The organism is Saccharopolyspora sp. NPDC003752 (assembly GCF_053605825.1).
This window is the reverse complement of the sequence record NZ_JBSGJZ010000004.1, coordinates 163469-181538: the sequence shown is the minus strand read 5'-3', so window position 1 is coordinate 181538 and position 18070 is coordinate 163469. Positions and strand designations below refer to the sequence as shown.

The window sequence follows — 18070 nt, the reverse complement described above, 5'->3', positions numbered from 1 at the left end:
CGTCTCGCTGGGCGGTTGCCGGTTGTATGGCCGGTGGCGGGTTCGCGGCGGTGCGGCGCTGGTGAACAAGCGGTCGTTCTCGTTCGAGTTCAAACTCGAGGCGGTGCGACGTTTCCTCGCCGGTGAGACCAAGCTCGACCTCGCCCGCGAGCTCGGTCTCTCGTCACCGAAGCTGATCGAGACCTGGGCACGAACCTACCGCAACGAGGGCGAGGACGGGCTACGACCGAAACGTCAGGCGCGCTGGGCGGTCTTGCCCGGGAACGCCGGGAAGGACGCCAGGCCGCGGACGACCGACGTCGGGCGGCGCACCACGGGTCCGGCGCGGCGCAGATCGGGCACCCGGGTGGCCAGGCAGCGGAACGCGACCTCCCCCTCGATCCGCGCCAGCGGGGCGCCGAGGCAGTAGTGGCTGCCCGACGAGAAGGCCAGGTGCTCGCCCTGGACCTCCCGGGTGATGTCGAAGCGGTCGGGATGCTCGTGCTTCGCCGGGTCCCGGCCGGCCGAGGCCAGCAGCACCAGCACCGGCGTGTCCTTGCTCAGCCGGCGGCCGGCGAGCTCCAGCGGCTCGTGCGCGATCCGGCCGGTCATCTGCACCGGCGGGTCCCAGCGCAGCGCCTCTTCCACCACGGCCGGTGCCAGGCTCGGGTCGGCGCGCAGGAGGTCCCACTGCTCCGGGTGGTTCAGCAGCGCGTTCGCGCCGTTGCCGACCATGCTGACGGTCGTCTCGAAACCGGCGACCAGCAGCAGGTTGCACAGCTGCACCAGCTCCGTGCTGGTGATCTTGTCATCGTCGAGCGCGGTCACCAGGTTGCTCACGACGTCGTCGCCCGGGTCCGCGCGGCGCTGCTCGATGAGCCTGGCGAACATCGCGTCCAGCTCGTTCAGCGATTCCCGCATCTGCCGGAGCTGCTTGGTCGAACGGACCCCGTCCAACGAGCCGGACACCACCAGGCCGTGGTGCCCCAGCCGGTCGGCGTCCACTTGGGACAGCCCGAGCAGGTCGCAGATCACCCGGATCGGCAGCAGGCTGGCGTAGTCGCGGACCAGGTCGAAGCTGCCGCGCGCGATCGCCTCGTCCAGCAGTTCGTTGGCGATGTCCTCGATCCGCTGGCGGTACTTCTCCATGCGGCGCGGCCGCAGCTCCGGCGCGGCCAGGCGCCGGATCCGGGTGTGGTCCGGCGGGTCGAGTTCGAGCAGCGAGAGCTGGAGGTCGACGGCGGCCGCGGTGGGGTCGCCGTAGGACCCGTCGCTGCGGAGCACGCCGAATCGCCGGTCCCGCAGCACTTCCTCGCAGAGTTCGTGGGTGGTGCAGATCAGCAGCCCGAGCTTGCTGCGGATCAGCGGCCCCCGCGCCCGCATCGCCGCGTAGATCGGGTACGGGTCGTCGCGCCACGGGGAGTGCAGCAGGCGGGCGAAGGAATCACCGCCCTTGGCGAACAGGAAGGCCAGCGCCCCTTGGGCGAACAGTCTCGCCCGGAGCCCGAGCTCGGCGAACGTGCTCTGGTCGGCCCGGGACTGCTGACCGGACATCATGGAACCTCCATTGTCGATCGGATGGGGAGAAACGGCCTGATTCCAGGCTCGTTTCGCGTCGCGGTGCGAGTAGCGGGCCCCCCGGACGCCGCCTGGACTCCTCCGTCCTCCGCAATTTCCATTGAAATCGGACCTTCGATTTCAATGGAAATTGCGGCGCTACGGGACGCGGGGGCGGCCGAGGGCCGGTGCGTCGAGAGTCATCGTTTCGGGTAGGGCTCGCGGCTCCGGAACCAGGTGCAGCCGCTGGACCCCGGCTTCCGCCGGCCTTCCGGCGCTGCATTCGCAGCGTTCGTCGGTGAAGCCCGCGAAGCGGTAGGCGATGTCCATCATCCGGTTCCGGTCGGTGGCCCGGAAGTCGGCGACGAGGTGCACGCCGGCCCGGAATGCCTGGTCCACCAACCAGTTCAGGACGACCGTGCCCACCCCGAAGGAGACCACCCGGCACGAGGTGGCCAGCAGCTTGAGGTGCCAGTGGTCGGGGCGGGTTTCCAGCAGCAGCACGCCGATGGCGCCGTGCGGGCCGAAGCGGTCGGTGAGCGTGGCCACCAGGACCTCGTGGGCCGGGTCGGCGCAGAGCTCGCGCAGCACGGCGTCCGGGTAGTGCACCCCGGTGGCGTTCATCTGGCTGGTGCGCAGCGTCAGCTCTTCGACCCGCGACAGCTCCTCGTCGTCCGCCCGCCCGATGCGCAGTTCGAGGCCCAGCGTGCGCAGGAACTCCTCGTCGGGCCCGGCGAAGGACTCCCGTTCGGAATCCCGCTGGAAGTTCGCCTGGTACAGCTGCCTGCGCCGCCGGGAATCGACCGTCACCGCCCGCGGGCTGAAGTCGGGCAGCCCCGGCAGGGCCAGCGCCTGATCGGCCGGGTAGCAGCGGACCTCGGGGAGGTGGAAGGCGACCTCCGCGCGTTCGGCCGGCTGGTCGTCGATGAAGGCGATCGTGCCGGGCGCGAAGTTCAATCGCTCCGCGATGCGGCGGACCGAATCCGACTTGCGCCCCCAACCGATCTGGGGAAGCACGAAGTAGTCGGCCACGCCCAGTTCCACCAGCCGCGCCCACGCCAGGTCGTGATCATTCTTGCTGGCCACCGCCTGCAGGATGCCGCGGGAGTCGAGCTCCTCGATGACGGCGGTGATCCCGTCGGCCAAGCGCACGTTCCCGTCCTCGACCAGGGTGCCCCGCCACAGGGTTTCGTCCAGGTCCCAGACCAGGCATTTCACCAGCGTCTGCTTGTCGTCCATCGGTACTCCCGAAACGTTCATCGTGCTGCGGTCAGCGCGTGCTGCGCCAAGATGAGCTGGCAGATCTCGCTGCTGCCTTCGATGACCTCCATCAGCTTCGCGTCGCGGTAGGCGCGGGCCACGACGTGCCCGTCGCGCGCGCCCGCCGAGGCCAAGACCTGCACCGCCGACGCGGCGCCCGCAACGGCCTGGCCGGAGCTCACGTGCTTGGCGAGCACTGTGGACACGACCGCGTCCGGAGAACCGGAATCCCAGCAGCGACTCGCGTGTTCGCACGCCCTCGTCGCGACCTGCTCGGCCACCAGCAGCTCGGCGAGGTGCCGGGCGACCAGCTGGTGCTCCGCCAGTGGCTTGCCGAACTGCCGTCGCGACGCGGCGTGCCCGCTCGCCGCGGCCAGGCAAGCCCGCAGGATGCCGACGCACCCCCAGGCCACCGACATGCGGCCGTAGGCGAGGGCCGTCGTGACCAGCAGCGCGAGGGACTGGCCGGTGCCGCCGAGGACGCTGTTGCCCGGCAGCCGCACGGAATCGAAGCGGACGTCGGCGTGCCCTGCCGCGCGGCAGCCCAGCGGCTCCGCGATCCGCTCCACGTGCACGCCGGGTGCCGATGCCGGCACGACGACCGCGGCGGCGCCATCCCCGTGGCGGCCGAAGACCACCAGCAGGTCGGCGTAGTGCGCGGCGGTCATCCACACCTTCTGCCCGCTCACGACGACGGAGTCGCCGTCCTGGCGGATTTCGGTGCCGATCGCGGACAGGTCGCTGCCCGCCTCCGGTTCGCTGAACCCGACCGCGGCCAGCTCCCCGCCGGTCAGGCGCGCGAGGTAGGTGCTGCGCTGGTCGGTGTCGCCGAGTCGCTGGATGGTCCACGCCGCCATGCCCTGCGAGGTCATCACGCTGCGCAGCGAGCTGCAGAGGCTGCCCACGTGGGCGGTGAACTCCCCGCAGGCGAGGCTGTCGAGGCCGAGGCCGCCGTGCTCCGCCGGAACCTGAGGGCACAGCAGGCCCCGGTCGCCGAGTTCGCGCAGCACCTCCGCCGGCAGGAGTCCCGCCACGTCCCAGGAATCGGCCTGGTCGCCGACGAGCGCCGCGACCAGGGCGCGTTCGTCGGCGAGCCGCTCAGTCGCCATCGTCGGGCGCGGCCCGTTGGAGCCGGTGGACGAGGTCCGCCATGGCGTTGACGGAGCGGAAGCTGTCCATCTTCAGGTCGGATCCGACGATGGACACGTCGAAGGTCTGCTCCAGCTGGACCACCAGTTCCATCGCGAACAGCGACGTGATCAGCCCCTCCGCGAACAGGTCCCGGTCGGGTGCCACCGACGTCCTCAGCCGCTGCTCCAGGAACGACAGCAGCTCGCGCTCGATCGCCGCGCGGGAACCCTGCTCGACCGATTGATCCGTTGTCATGAGAGCACCTCTCCGTAGTCGTAGAAGCCCTGGCCGGTCTTGCGCCCCAGGTCTCCGCTGGCCACCTTCTCCAGCAGCAGGTCGCATGGCCGGCAGCTCTGCTCGCCGGTCCGCTCGTACAGCGCCGCGAGGGAATCCACGAGGTTGTCCAGGCCGATCAGGTCCGCGGTCCGCAGCGGGCCGGTCGGGTGGCCGAGACAGCCCTGCATCAAGGTGTCGACCGCGTCCACCGTGGCGGTGCCGCGCTCCACGATCCGCGCCGCCTGGTTGATCATCGGGTGCAGCAACCGGCTGGTGACGAACCCGGGGTCGTCCCGGACGACGACCGCGGTCCGGTCCAGCGCGGCCAGCAGCGACTCGACCGCCGCGACCGCCGCGTCGGAGGTGCGCGGGCCGCGGACGAGCTCCACCATCTTGATCAGGTACGTCGGGTTCATGAAGTGCGTCCCGACGAGCAGCTCGGGGCACGGCAGCTCCTCGGCGAGCTCGTCTATGGGGATGCCCGATGTGTTGGACACCAGGGGTGTTCCGGGCGGGACCACCGCCGCGACCTCGGACAGCACCTTCCGCTTCACGTCGGGAAGTTCGGTGACCGCTTCCAGGACGGCGGTCGACCCTTCCGCGCCCGCGACGGACGTGCTGGTGACGAGTTCGCCGGCGGGTTGGTCGGGGAGCAGCGCGCCCAGCAGGTGGGCGTGCCGCAGCTGCCGGGCGATCCTCGCCCGCGCCTGATCCAGCGTCGGCCGGTCCACGTCGACCAGGTGCACGGGCAGCCCGTACCCGAGGGCCAGGGTCGTGATGTTCGATCCCATCACCCCCGCCCCCAGGACGGTGAGCCGGTGTTCTCCCGGACCGAATTCCACCGCATCTCCTATCGAAGTGTGGAGGCCACCCGCCGCCGACCGTCCTGTTCGGACGGTCGGATGGGCGGGAGGCTGGTTGTCGTCTTGAGTGGTTCTCGCCCGCCGGAGGCGGGCCTGGGCATCAGGGCGCCTTCTTCCGGACGAGGGAAATGCCGTCCGCCATGGTCAGCATCGCGAGGTCGACCCGGTCGTCGGCGCGGATGCGCGAGTTGAGCTCGCGCAGCGCGACCGTGTCCGGATCCTGGGCCGCCGGATCGACGACCCTGCCGAAGAAGACCGTGTTGTCCAGCACGATCAGCCCGCCCGGGCGCACCAGGGTGAGGGCGTCCTCGTAGTAGCTCGGGTAGTTCGCCTTGTCGGCGTCGATGAACACCAGGTCCGTCCGGTTCCCGCCGCCCTCGGCGATGAGTCCGGCGAGCGTCGTCCGCGCATCACCGACGCGGACCTCGATCCGGTCGGCGACACCGGCGCGCTTCCAGTACGGGGCGCCGATCGCCGGCCACCTGTCGGTGATGTCGCAGGTCACCAGGCGCCCGTCGGCGGGAAGCGCCCGGGCCATGCACAGCGTGCTGTAGCCGGTGAAGGTGCCGACCTCCAGCACGGAACGGGCCCCGATCAGCCCGACCAGGAACGCCAGCAGCTGCCCTTCCTCGGGCATGACCTGCATGACCTTCCCCATCGGATAGGCCACCGTCTCCTCGCGCAGTTCGCGCAGGATCTCGTCCTCCCGCAGCGAAACCTCGCGGACGTAGGAGAGCAGTTCCGGGGAGAACCCGGTTTGATCGGCCATGTCTCCTGCAACCTCCCGCCTGATGTCTGCCTCGTGCCTCCGGAGCGAGTTCCGGCTACGTCCGGCCGAGCCGGACCGGGAGCCGTTCGAGTCCGCGCATCACGACGCTGAACCGCCACTCCAGCTGCTCGGCCGGTACCGCGAGGTCGATCCGGCCGTACCTGCCCAGCAGCTTGGTGAACGCGATCTCCGCCTCCAGCCGGGCCAGCGGCGCGCCGAGGCAGTAGTGGATGCCGTGCCCGAAGGCGAGGTGGCCGCCCTCGTCCCGGCCGATGTCCAGGACGTCCGGGTCCGCGTAGCGCCGCGCGTCGTGGTTGGCGGAGTCGATGTTGAGCATCACGAACTCGCCCTCCGGGATGCGCACCCCGGCGATCTCCACGGGCTCGGTGGTGAACCGCAGCGTCGCCTGGTTGATGGGGCTGTCGTAGCGGAGGAACTCCTCGATGGCGCCGGGCAACCGGGTCGGGTCGTCGCGCAGCGCCGCGAGCTGCTCCGGGTGGGTCAGCAGCGCGAGCATGCCGTTGCCGATCAGGTTCACCGTGGTTTCGTGGCCGGCCGCCAGCAGCAGGCACGCCATCGAGACCAGCTCGTCCGCGGTCAGCCGATCACCGCCGTCGCGGGCGTGGATCAGCGCGGAGAGCATGTCCTCGCCCGGGTCCTGCTCCTTGGCCTTGATCAAGCCGTGCAGGTAGTCCGCCATCGCGCTGGACGCCCCCGTCACGACTTCCGGCGGCAGCGCCGAAACGAGCGCGTTGGACCAGGACCGGAACTCCTCCCGGTCCGCCTGCGGAACACCCAGGAGCTCGCAGATCACCTTGATCGGCAGCGGAACCGCGAAGACCGCCAGCAGGTCGACGTGCTGCCGCCCGCCCAAGGCGTCCAGCAGCTCGTCGCAGATCTCCTCGATCCGCGGCCGCAGGCGCTCGACGGCGCGCGGGGTGAACGCCTTGTTGACCAGCCCGCGCAGCCTGCCGTGCTCCGGCGGATCGGTGTTGAGCATGTGGTGCAGGAGCGACTGCCCGAACAGGCTGTCGGTGCCGGACAGCGAGTGCCGGTCCAGCATTTCGGCGACCCGGTGCGAGTCCTTCGCGAACCGCTGGTCGGCCAGCGCCGCGCGCACCTCCGCGTGGCCGGTGATCAGCCACGGCCGGAACCCCGACGACATGACCATCTGGCGAACCGGGATGTCCCTCATGACGATCCTCCTCGCACCGGCGGCCGCTCCGATGGGTCGCCGGACGCCGTTGCAGCTCTCCCGAGGTCATCGGCCAGCCAGGACTCCAGCGCGGCGGCGGTCGTGGCGGCGTGGTCGTGCAGCATGGTGGCGTGATCACCGGGCACGACGACGATCTCGTCGACACCGTCCGGAGGTGCCGGGCTCTCCCCGCCCGTCGCGTCGAGGAACACCTGTTCCCGGGCCCGCAGCAACAGGGTCCGAACCGCGGCCGGCCGCGCCTCCCACTTCTCGAACAGCTGCAGGTACCGGCTCATGGCCGTGAGTTCTTCGCCGCCGACGTTCAGCGTCCGCACGAGCCGCGAGTTCGCCGCCATCAGTTCGTCGAAGACCCGGTGCGCGTACTGGAGGTCGGGGCTGTAGGCGTCCACCAGCACCAGGCGCTCCGGCGGCGAGCCGATGCTCTCCAGGTGTGCCGCCACCTCCTGCGCGACCCAGCCGCCCGAGGAATAGCCGAGCAGCACGAACGGCTCGCCGCCCGCGCATTCCAGCACTGTCGTCGCGTGGTGCCGGACCAGCGTCGCCATGTTCTCGGGAAGCTGTTCGCCACGGCCGAAACCGGGGTGGGGCAGCACCCAGACGTCCCGCTCGCCGCGGAACGGGGCGGCGAGGCGCACGAACTGGTGCGCGCCGGCCGGCGTGACGAACGGGGTCAGGCAGATCAGCGCGGGCCGCTCCGGTCCCCGCGCCAGGTGCAGCGGGGTGGGCCGGTTCAGCAGCTCCTCCGGGTTCCTGGCGCCGGGGCGCAGGTTCGCGGCCGCCTCCAGCATCGGCATCGCCGCCATGGCCGTGCCGTTCTCGCAGGCCTGCCGGTAGAGCTCGACCATCATGTCGGCCGGACCGGCTTCGCGGGAGCCGGTCAGCGCCGTGCGCAGGTACCGGGCGAGCTCGGCCGGCGTGGGGTGTTCGAAGGCCAGGCTGGTGGGCAGTTTGAGGCCGGTGGCCGCCGAGAGCCGCTTGCGCAACTGGACCGAGGTCAGCGAATCCAGGCCCAGCTCGGTGAAGCGCTGCGCCGGATCCACTTCGCCGGCCTGCGTGTAGTTGAGGACGGCGGCGATCTGGCCGCGGACCAGGTCCAGGAGCGCTTCTTCCTGCTGCTCCTCCGGAAGTCCGGACACCTCGTCCACGAGCGACGACGCGTCCGCGGGCTCGTCGCCCCGGCTCAGCCGCCGCACGTCCGGTAGGTCCGCGAGCAGCGGACTCGGGCGGGACTCGGTGAATTCGAGGAAGAACCGCGTCCAGTCGACCGGCGACACGATCAGCGACGTCTCCTCGTGCTCCACCGCCTGGCGAAGCGCGTCGACCACCAGCTCTGCCGGCATCGCCGGGTCGGCTCCGCGGTCCAGCGCCACCGCGGTCGCGGCCGCTCCCCGCGCGCGGCGTCGCCGGGCCAGCCCGTCGAAGAACGCTCCGGTTCGGGCCTGCCCCGCGCTGCCCCAGACCGCACCGGCCGAGGACAGCAGCACGAAAGCGTCCAGTTCCCGGTCCGCGAGCAGTTCGTCGAGGTTGGCGGCAGCCGCCAGGTCGTCGGCCGGGCCCGTGCAGAACTGCTCCGCTCCGGCGTTCGGGGGCGCGACGTGGATCAATGCGGTGAGTTCCCGGCCGATCCCCGCCAGCAGCCGGGAGAGCGCCTCCCGGTCGCTCATGTCGCATTCGACGATGCTCACCCGGTCGCCGGCGGCCTGCTCCTCGGGTTCCGGGTCCCCGGGCCGGCATTGCAGCACGAGGTGCTCGACGCCGGATTCGGCCAGCCTCTTCACCAGGCTTTCCCCGAGGTCGTCGCCGATCGCGCCGGTGACCAGCACCGTGCCGCGCGGCTGCCAGGTGCGCTTCGGCTGGGCGTCGGCCAGCGGGGCGCGAACGAGGCGGCAGCCGAACACGCCCGATGCCCGCACCGCGACCTGGTCTTCGGTCCGTCCCGCGAGGACGCCTGCGAGGCGCCGCATCGCGAGCTCGTCCGCTGCTTCGGGAAGGTCGATCAGCCCGCCCCAACGTGCGGGGTGTTCCTGCGCGACTGCGCGGCCGAAGCCCCACAGCTCGGCTCGCGCCGGGTCGGGCGGCGCGTCGGTCGGCGAAGTCGATACGGCTCCGCTGGTCGCGCACCACAGCGGCGCTTGGACGTCGAGTTCACCCAACGCGCTCACGAGGCCGATCGAGGCGACCAGGCCGGCGGGCAGCGCCGGGTGTGGTCCGGATGCGAGCCCCAGCAGCGAGAGCACGCCCGCCGGTGGTTCGTCGATTGCCGCGCGCAACCGCTCCAATACGACGCCGTGGTCCGCGTCGGCGGGCAACTCCACCTCGCGCACCGTCGCGCCGTGCGCGCTGAGGGCCTGGGCCGATGCGGCCGTCCAGGCGTCGTCGAGTCCGGCCGGAACGGCGAGGAGCCAAGTCCCGTCGAGCTGTGGCGCGGTGGCCTCCGGCACCCGGGCGAAACCGGTCCGGTACCGCCAGTTGTCCAGTGTGGACTTCTCCCGGCGCTTCCGCCGCCAGGCGGACAGCAGCGGGATGGCCGGTTCGAGCGCAGTGGCATCGGCGCCCAGCTCGGCCGCCAGCCCGGGGAGGTCCGCTTTCTCCACCAGATCCCAGAACCCGGCGTCCTCCGAGCGCGATCCGGTCGCTCCCCGGGGGACGTAGTCCATCCAGTACCGCTTGCGCTGGAACGGGTAGGTCGGCAGGTCGAGCGTCCGGGAGGCGCCGTCGCCGAAGGCGGGTTCCCAGTCCACGTGCACGCCGTTGACGTGCATCTGGGCCGCGGCGAGGAAGAACCGGTCCAGGTCACCGTCGTCGCGGTGCAGGGTGTCGCCCACCACCACTTCGGCCTCCGCCGCATCGGCGATCGCCTGGACCATTTCGGCGAGCAGCGGGTGCGGGCTGATCTCGACGAACGCCTCGTGCCCGCGGGCGAGCAGGCTGCGCACGGCCGGTTCGAAGCGGACCGTCTGGCGCGCGTTGCGGTACCAGTAGTCGGCGTCCAGCTCGGTGGTGTCCAGCACATCGCCGGTCACGGTGGAGAAGAACGGGATCTGCCCCTGCGCCGGGGAAATCCCGTCGAACGCGGCCATCAGGTCGTCGCGCAGCGCCTCCACCTGGGCCGAGTGCCCGGCTCCGGTGGCGGCCCGGATCTTGCGGGCGCGCACGCCCGCGGCCTTCAGCTCTTCCAGCAGTTCGTCGATCGCGTCCAGGTCGCCGGAGACGGTGAGCGCGGTCGGCCCGTTCTCCGCGGCGACGGACAACCGGTCGCCGTACTTCGCCAGCCGCTGGCGCAGTTCCCCGACCGGCATCGCGATGGCGGCCATGGTTCCCCTGCGGTGCAACGGCATCAGCGCTTCGCATCGCTTCGCGATGAGCTTGGCCGAGTCCGCCAGCGTCAGCGCCCCGGCGATGTGGGCGGCGGCGACCTCGCCTTGCGAGTGACCGAGCACGGCGGCGGGCTGCACCCCGTAGGACTGCCACAGGCGCGTGAGCGCCACCATCACCGAGAACAGCACCGGCTGGACCACCTCGCCGCGGTCCAGCGACGGAGCTCCCGGCAGCTCGCGCAGCACGTCCACGACCGACCAGCCCACCAGCGGCGCGAACGCGTCCGCGCATTCCTGCAGTGCCGCCGCGAACACCGGGGACGAGTCCAGCAGCGCCACGCCCATGCCCGCCCACTGCCCGCCCTGCCCCGGGTACACGAACACCGGCGCGCCGATGTGCTGCCGGGCGACACCCACCACGACCTGCGTGGAGTGCTCATCGCGCTCGGCAGCGGCCAGACCGGCGAGCAGTCGCTCGCGGTCCCGGCCGACCACCACGGCGCGATGCGACAGCGCCGCCCGTGATCGGAACAACGACCGCCCCAGGTCCTCGCTGCTCGTGCCGGGGGCCGACGCCGCGAACCTCCGCAGGTTTCCGGCCTGTGCGCGCAATGCGGGCGTGCCCTTGCCGGACAGCAACCACGGCACCGCCGGAACAGCTGCGGGTTCCGGCGTACCGGTCTCGGCCTGGGCCTGTTCCAGGATCACGTGGGCGTTGGTGCCGGCGCCGCCGATGGACGAGACCGCTGCGCGCCGTGGGCGGCCCGTCTCCGGCCACTCCCGCTCGTCCACCAGCAACCGCAACGCACCCGAGGACCAGTCCACATGGGACGATGGTTCGTCCACGTGCAAGGTCTTCGGCAGGAAACCACGTTCCAGGGCCATGACCATCTTGATCACACCGGCCACGCCCGAAGCGGCCTGCGTGTGCGCGATGTTCGACTTCACCGACCCCAACCACAACGGCCGTTCCGGCGAGTGCCCTTCACCGTAGGTCGCCAGCAGCGCCCCCGCCTCGATCGGATCTCCCAACCGGGTCCCGGTCCCGTGCGCCTCCACCGCATCCACATCCGACGCCGACAAGCCCGCGTTCGCCAACGCCGCACGAATCACCCGCTCCTGCGACGGACCATTCGGCGCCGTCAAACCGTTGGTCGCGCCGTCCTGGCTCACCGCGCTGCCGCGGACGACCGCCAGCACCTTCCGGCCATGCCGCACCGCATCCGACAAGCGCTCCACCAGAACCACGCCGACGCCCTCGCCCCAACCGGTGCCGTCCGCCGACTCCGCGAACGCCTTGCACCGGCCGTCCGCGGCCAGGCTCCGCTGCCGCGAACCCTCGACGAAGATCCGGGGTGAGACGATCACGGCCGCTCCCCCTGCGATGGCGAGGTCGCACTCGCCCAACCGCAGCGCCTGGCACGCCTGATGCAACGCCACCAACGACGACGAGCACGCCGTGTCCAGCGTCACCGCGGGCCCGTGCAGTCCCAGCACGTACGCCAACCGGCCGGACATGACGCTCTGCCCGTTGGCAGCCAGCAGATACCCCTCGTCCGCGTCGGGAACCCGGTCGAGGAGGCCCAGGTAGTCGTCCCCGGAGGCTCCGATGAACACGCCGGTCGACGTGCCGTGCGCCGAAGTCGGCGCGATCGCGGCCCTTTCGAACGCCTCCCAGGTGGTCTCCAGCAGCAGTCGTTGGCGCGGGTCCATCATCAGCGCCTCGCGCGGCGAGATGCCGAAGAACGCCGGGTCGAAGCCGGCGGGGTCGTCCATGAAAGCCCCGTGCCGGACGTAGGACTTGCCGAGCCGGTCGGGGTCCGGGTCGTAAAGACCCTCCAGGTCCCAACCCCGATCCACCGGAAAACCCGCCACCCCATCACGACCGCCGGCGACCAGCTCCCACAAGTCCTCCGGCGACGACACACCACCCCCGTACCGGCACGCCATCCCCACGATCGCGATCGGCTCGCGAGAACGCTCCTCCAGCTCGCGCACGCGCTTGCGGGCATCGCGCAGCGCGGCGGTAGCCCGCTTCATGTAGTCGAGGGTCTTCGCGTCTTCCGTCACGTCAGTTCCACCTATCCGGCCGCCGGGGCATCCACGAGCTCAGGGCGTGTCCAGTTCGCTGTCGAGGATGTCGAACATCTCGCCGATGTCAGCGGATTCGAGGTCGCGGACCCCGTTGTCGTCCACATCGGACTCCGCAGCGGCGGCCCCCAGGCTCCGGGCCAGGTCGGCGAGGCGCGCCGCGATCGCGCGGCGCTCCTCCGGGCCGTAGGAGCCGTCGGCCAGCGCCTTCTCCAGGCCGTCGATCCCCAGCAGGGCGTTGTCGGCCGGGGCGGGGTCGTCCTTGACGAGCCTGGTGCGGAGGAAGGCCACGAGCTCGGTGGTGGTCGGGTAGTCGAACACCACCGTGGCCGGCAACCGCTGGCCGATCACGGCCCCGAGTCCGTTGCGCAGCTGCACCGCGGTCACCGAGTCCAGGCCCATGGCGAGGAACGTCTGCCCGGGGTCCACGGACTCCGGCGACGGATGCCCGAGCACCGCGGCGACCTGCGTGCGGACCGACTCCAGCAGCAGCCGGTCCTGCTCGTGCCGCGAGGCGGACGCCAGCCGTTGCGGCAGCGACGCCGGTTCCTCCCCGCCGCGGGAGTCGTCCGCGGCGGTGCGGCTCATCGCCTCGATCGCCTGCCGCGCCTCCGGCAGCTCGTCCAGCAGCGGGCGCCTGCGGGCCAGGGTGAAGCCGGTGACGAAGCGCTCCCAATCCATGTCCGCGATCGTCACCAGCGTGTGGTCGGCGTCGAGAGTCTGCTGCAGCGCCGTGATCAGCAGTTCCGGCGCCATGACGTGGACGCCCCAGCGGCGCAGCGTCTCGTCCGCCGCTTCCTGCATCGTCGAACCGGCTTCGGCCCACGCACCCCACGGAAGCCCGCGGCGGCGCAAGGTGTCCTCAGCGGCGTCGCGGACCGCCATGCCGTCCCCGGCCCAGCCGCCCCAGGCGATCGCGGTCGCGGGCAGGCCGCGAGCTCGGCGGTGCTGCGCGAGCGCCTCCAAGTACGTGTTCGCCGCGCCGTAGCTGCCGTGGCGCCCGACGCCCCAGGTCGCGGTGATGGCGGAGAACAGGACGAACGCGTCGAGGTCCAGATCCTCGGTCAGCTCGTGCAGATGCCGTGCGCCGACGGCCTTCGCCTCCGCGATCTCCGCGAAGTCGGCAGGACTCGTGTCGGGGAGCGACTGCAACCGGCCGATTCCGGCCGCGTGCACGACCGCCGACAGCGGTCGTTCCGCCGGGATCGAGGCCAGTACTCCGCGCAGCGCCTCCCGGTCCCGCACGTCGCAGGCCACCACGGTGACCTCGGCGCCGAGCGCCTCCAGTTCGGCGACCCGCTCGGCCATGCCGGGCGCAGCATCGCCGCGGCGGCCGAGCAGCACGAGGTGACCGGCACCGCTGCGGGCGAGCCAGCGGGCGACGTGCCCGGCCTGCACGCCGGTGCCGCCCGTGATCAGCACGGTCCCGCCCGGCCGTGGGCGCCAGGCACGAGTTCCGGCCCGCTCGCCGAGCCGGGCCCGGGTCAGGCGGCGCACGAACGCCCCCGAGTCGCGGATCGCGATGTGGTCCTCGTCGTCGGCCGCGCCCAGCACCCCGGCCAGCCGCCCGAGCACGCCGTCGTCCGGTTCCGGCGGCAGGTCGATCAATCCTCCCCACCGCTCGGGGTGTTCCAGGCCGACGACCCGGCCCAGGCCCCAGGTCAACGCCTGCAGCGGGCGGACCAGCGGATCCGAGGCACCGGTGGAGACCGCTCCCCTGGTCAGCAGCCAGAGCGGTGCGCCCACCTCCGCGTCGCCGAGGGCCTGGATGAGCGCCAGCGTCCCGGTGGTTCCCGCGGGGACACCCGGGTGCTCCGGGTCGGCGGTCTCGTCCAACGCGAGCAGCGACACCACTCCGGAAACGTCCGACGGCCGCAGCCCGGCGTCGGCAAGCGTGGTGCGGAGCCGGTCGAGCAGTTCGCCGCGCCGCATCCCGGCAGGCGTCCCGAACGGCAGCACGACGGCGCCGCGGTCGGCCAGACCGTCCAGCACCGCGGTCGCCCACTTCTCGTCGGCGTCGCCTTCGGGGGTCAGCGCGAGCCACGTCCCCGACAGCCGGCGGGTCTCGAATTCGGCCGGCTGCCAAGTGATCCGGTAGCGCAGGTCGTCCAGCGCCGAGGTCTCGCGGTCCCGGCGGCGCCAGGCGGCCAGCGCCGGCAGCACGTCCTGCAGCGTTCCAGTCGCCTCGACTCCCAGCGTCGCCGCCAACGCCGCGACGTCCTCGCCCTCGACCACGGTCCAGAACCGCTGCTCTGCCGATGACCCGCCGCTCACCGGCGTGGTTCCGGCCGCTGGCCGCTTGTCGGGCCAGTACCGCTGCCGCTGGAAGGGGTACGTCGGCAGGTCCACGTCGCGACGGGCCGATCCCGCGAACGGTGGCGCCCAGTCCACCGGGATGCCGACGACGAAGGCTTCGGCCATGGAGCGGTACAGGTGGCTCAGATCGCCCTTGTCGCGCTGGAGGGTGGCGGCGACGAAGACCTGATCACCCAGGTCGTCGAGGTTCTGCTCCACCGCCGCCGTCAACACGGCGTGCGGGCTGATCTCGACGAATGCGGCATGCCCCCGTTCGGCCAGCGCCTGCACGGCGTCGCCGAACCGGACCTGGCGACGCAAGTTCCGGTACCAGTAGCCGCCGTCGAGCTCCGGACCGTCGAGCCAGTCGGCTTCCACCGTGGAGAAGAAGGGGATTCGCGCGGTCGTCGGTTCCGTCGGCGCCAGGGCGCGTTCAAGTTCGTCGGCCAGGGCCTCGACGTGCTGCGAATGGGCCGTGAAGTCGACTCCGGGGACGCGCCAGCGCACCACGCGCTGCGCGGACAGCTCGCGCTCCAGCTCGGTCAGCGCGCCTTCGTCGCCGGAGACGGAGACCGACGCCGGGCCGTTGACCGCCGCTATGGCGAGGCGATCCCCCCATTGGGCGATCATGTCGCCCACCCGGCCGGCCGGCGCCATCACCGACACCATCCCGCCCTTCCCGGCGAGCCGCGCCAGCGCTTGGCTGCGCAGGGCCACCACCCGCGCGCCGTCCTCCAGCGAAAGCGCACCGGCCACGCATGCGGCGGCGACCTCGCCCTGCGAGTGCCCGACCACCGCGCCCGGCTCGACGCCGTGCGAGCGCCACACCTGCGCCAGCGACACCATCACCGACCACAGCACGGGCTGGACCACGTCGACCCGCGCCAGCGCCTCCTGGTCGTCCAGCACGTCGGCCAGGTCCCAGTCCACCCAGGGCCGCAGCGCCGCGCCGCACTTGTCCATCCATTCCGCGAACACCGGCGAGGAATCGAGCAGTTCCCGGCCCATCCCCACCCAGTGCGACCCCTGTCCGGGGAACACGAACACCGGCGCTGTGTCGACATCACCGGCGACGCCGCGGACCACCTGGGGCGCCGGCTCGCCATCGGCGAGCGCCGCCAGCCCGGCGAGCAGGTCCGCGCGTTCCGCCCCGACGACGACCGCCCGGTGCTCGAAGGTCGCCCGGTTCTCCACCAGCGCGGCACCCAGGTCCGCCAAGTCCAGTTCCGGATCCCGCTCCACCCGGTCCAGCAGCCGCGCCGCCTGCTGGCGCAGCGCGTCCTCGGTCCGCCCGGACAGCACCCACGGCACCGCGGGGAGCGCCTCGCCGGCGGCCTCCTCGGCGTGGTCGGGGGCTTGTTCCAGGATGACGTGGCTGTTGGTGCCGCTGACTCCGAACGATGACACCGCCGCGCGGCGAGGACGGCCGGTCTCCGGCCACTCCCGTTCCGCCACCAGCAACCGCACCGCACCCGAGGACCAGTCCACATGGGACGTTGGCTCGTCCACGTGCAAGGTCTTCGGCAGCAGGCCGTTCTCCAGGGCCATGACCATCTTGATCACACCGGCCACGCCCGAAGCGGCCTGCGTGTGCGCGATGTTCGACTTCACCGACCCCAACCACAACGGCCACTCCGGCGAGCGGCCCTCGCCGTAGGTCGCCAGCAACGCCCCCGCCTCGATCGGATCTCCCAACCGGGTCCCGGTCCCGTGCGCCTCCACCGCATCCACATCCGACGCCGACAGGCCCCCGCTCGCGAGCGCCGCCCGAATCACGCGCTCCTGCGACGGGCCATTCGGCGCCGTCAAGCCGTTCGACGCACCGTTCTGGCTCACCGCGCTGCCGCGGACGACCGCCAGCACCTTCCGGCCATGCCGCACCGCATCCGACAAGCGCTCCACCAAGAGCACGCCGACGCCTTCACCCCAGCCCGTGCCGTCCGCCGACTCCGCGAACGCCTTGCACCGGCCGTCGACGGAAAGGACGCGCTTGCGGGAGAACTCGACGAAACCCTCGGGCGTCGAGAGCACCGATGCGCCACCGGTGATCGCGAGGTCGCACTCGCCCAGCCGCAACGCCTGGCACGCCTGGTGCAACGCCACCAACGACGACGAACACGCCGTGTCGACCGTGACCGCCGGCCCGTGCAACCCCAGCACGTACGCCAGCCGCCCGGACTTCACGCTGGCCGCGTTCCCGGTGATCACATAGCCTTCGCTGCTCGCCGGGATCTCGTCGAAGGCGTACCGGTAGTCCTGGTAGTTGGTGCCGACGAACACGCCGGCGCTGGTTCCGCCGAGGCTCGTCGGGTCGATGCCGGCCCGTTCCAGCGCCTCCCAGGTCGTCTCCAGGAGCAGCCGCTGCTGCGGATCCATCACCGCGGCCTCCCGGGGCGAGATGCCGAAGAACGCGGCGTCGAATCCGGCTATGTCGTCGAGGAAAGCCCCCGCGCGGGTGTACGACTTGCCCGCGTGGTCGGGGTCCGGGTCGTAAAGACCCTCCAGGTCCCAACCCCGATCCACCGGAAAACCCGTCACCGCATCACGACCGCCGGCGACCAGCTCCCACAAGTCCTCCGGCGACGACACACCACCCCCGTACCGGCACGCCATCCCCACGATCGCGATCGGCTCGTCCAACCGCACCTCTGCGTGCGCCGTGGCGGAGGACTCCGCTCCCGACCGGCCGGTGATGCGCTCGCGCAGGTAGCGGGCGACCGACATCGGGTTGGGGTGGTCGAAGAGCAAGGTCGGCGGCAGGGCGATTCCGGTGGACCGCGAAAGCTCCTGCCGCAGCTCCTCCCTCGCCTCCCGCTTGATCCCCATGTCCCGGAACGGCTTGCTCTCGGCGATCCGCGAGGGCAGACCGCCGCCCAGCACGGAGACCACCTGCGCTCGCACCAGGTTCAGCAGAATCCTGTCCTGGCGATCGCCGGTCTCCCCGGCCAGCAGGTCCCGCAACTCGGCCACGGCCGCCGACTGAGTGTTCACCAGATACCTTCCGATATTGGGCTCGGGGACGTTCGGTGGATCCACGGGGGGCGCACCGCCGGCACGCCGGTTCCTGCGCGCTCGCCCCGAATTCGGGGAGATGCCGCGCGGAGAACCTGCCGGGCACGCGAGGATTTCCGCTGAACCGCACGACTTCCTCGTCGCTGCGGTCGTGCCTGCTCCAACGTGTGCGAGTTGCCGAGGTCGGCGAAACGGGACGCTACGCCCGGCCCGATCCGGCGCACAAGGAAGACGGCCACAAGCTGCCACAGCGCGACGACACGACTCGTCTCCAGTCGGAAACTCATTGCTGCACAACAAAATC

The 18070-nt window shown here is 71.6% G+C and carries 9 protein-coding genes and 1 pseudogene; 1 reads left to right on the top strand and 9 read right to left on the bottom strand.

The window, feature by feature from the left end; genetic code table 11:
- Positions 1-61 precede the first annotated feature (61 nt).
- Positions 62-223, top strand: a pseudogene (locus tag ACWEV3_RS07575) (helix-turn-helix domain-containing protein); the annotation flags it as partial.
- An 11-nt stretch (positions 224-234) separates the two neighbouring features.
- Here ACWEV3_RS07575 and ACWEV3_RS07570 read toward each other — a convergent pair.
- From ACWEV3_RS07570 to ACWEV3_RS07530, 9 genes are all read right to left on the bottom strand, one after another.
- Positions 235-1536: a cytochrome P450 gene (locus ACWEV3_RS07570; protein WP_452613090.1), complete on the bottom strand. Its 1302-nt coding sequence runs from the start codon at positions 1534-1536 to the stop codon at positions 235-237.
- 159 nt (positions 1537-1695) lie between these two features.
- Positions 1696-2775 (bottom strand): HAD-IIIC family phosphatase, encoded by a 1080-nt coding sequence (locus ACWEV3_RS07565; protein ID WP_452613089.1) that lies wholly within the window; start codon positions 2773-2775, stop codon positions 1696-1698.
- A gap of 17 nt (positions 2776-2792) precedes the next feature.
- Entirely contained in the window at positions 2793-3905 is a 1113-nt protein-coding gene (locus ACWEV3_RS07560; RefSeq protein ID WP_452613088.1) for an acyl-CoA dehydrogenase family protein, read from the bottom strand.
- Positions 3895-4182 (bottom strand): acyl carrier protein, encoded by a 288-nt coding sequence (locus tag ACWEV3_RS07555; protein ID WP_452613087.1) that lies wholly within the window; start codon positions 4180-4182, stop codon positions 3895-3897. The genes ACWEV3_RS07560 and ACWEV3_RS07555 overlap by 11 nt, the downstream gene beginning before the upstream one ends.
- Positions 4179-5045 (bottom strand): 3-hydroxyacyl-CoA dehydrogenase family protein, encoded by an 867-nt coding sequence (locus tag ACWEV3_RS07550; RefSeq protein WP_452613086.1) that lies wholly within the window; start codon positions 5043-5045, stop codon positions 4179-4181. Before ACWEV3_RS07550 ends, ACWEV3_RS07555 begins: the two co-directional genes overlap by 4 nt.
- Positions 5046-5166: 121 nt before the next feature.
- Positions 5167-5835, bottom strand: a complete 669-nt coding sequence (locus tag ACWEV3_RS07545) for an O-methyltransferase (RefSeq protein ID WP_452613085.1) — start codon at positions 5833-5835, stop codon at positions 5167-5169.
- 55 nt (positions 5836-5890) lie between these two features.
- A complete protein-coding gene (locus ACWEV3_RS07540; protein ID WP_452613084.1) occupies positions 5891-7030 on the bottom strand; it encodes a cytochrome P450 family protein in 1140 nt (379 codons plus the stop codon).
- Positions 7027-12438, bottom strand: a complete 5412-nt coding sequence (locus ACWEV3_RS07535; RefSeq protein ID WP_452613083.1) for a type I polyketide synthase — start codon at positions 12436-12438, stop codon at positions 7027-7029. The genes ACWEV3_RS07540 and ACWEV3_RS07535 overlap by 4 nt, the downstream gene beginning before the upstream one ends.
- A 39-nt stretch (positions 12439-12477) precedes the next feature.
- Positions 12478-17745 (bottom strand): type I polyketide synthase, encoded by a 5268-nt coding sequence (locus ACWEV3_RS07530; RefSeq protein WP_452613082.1) that lies wholly within the window; start codon positions 17743-17745, stop codon positions 12478-12480.
- Positions 17746-18070 lie beyond the last annotated feature (325 nt).

What these genes read in the sequence shown, in the direction of transcription:
- ACWEV3_RS07570 (WP_452613090.1), bottom strand. Translation starts at nt 1,536, where the DNA reads ATGATGTCCGGTCAGCAGTCCCGGGCCGACCAGAGCACGTTCGCCGAG.
- ACWEV3_RS07565 (WP_452613089.1), bottom strand. Translation starts at nt 2,775, where the DNA reads ATGGACGACAAGCAGACGCTGGTGAAATGCCTGGTCTGGGACCTGGAC.
- ACWEV3_RS07560 (WP_452613088.1), bottom strand. Translation starts at nt 3,905, where the DNA reads ATGGCGACTGAGCGGCTCGCCGACGAACGCGCCCTGGTCGCGGCGCTC.
- ACWEV3_RS07555 (WP_452613087.1), bottom strand. Translation starts at nt 4,182, where the DNA reads ATGACAACGGATCAATCGGTCGAGCAGGGTTCCCGCGCGGCGATCGAG.
- ACWEV3_RS07545 (WP_452613085.1), bottom strand. Translation starts at nt 5,835, where the DNA reads ATGGCCGATCAAACCGGGTTCTCCCCGGAACTGCTCTCCTACGTCCGC.
- ACWEV3_RS07540 (WP_452613084.1), bottom strand. Translation starts at nt 7,030, where the DNA reads ATGAGGGACATCCCGGTTCGCCAGATGGTCATGTCGTCGGGGTTCCGG.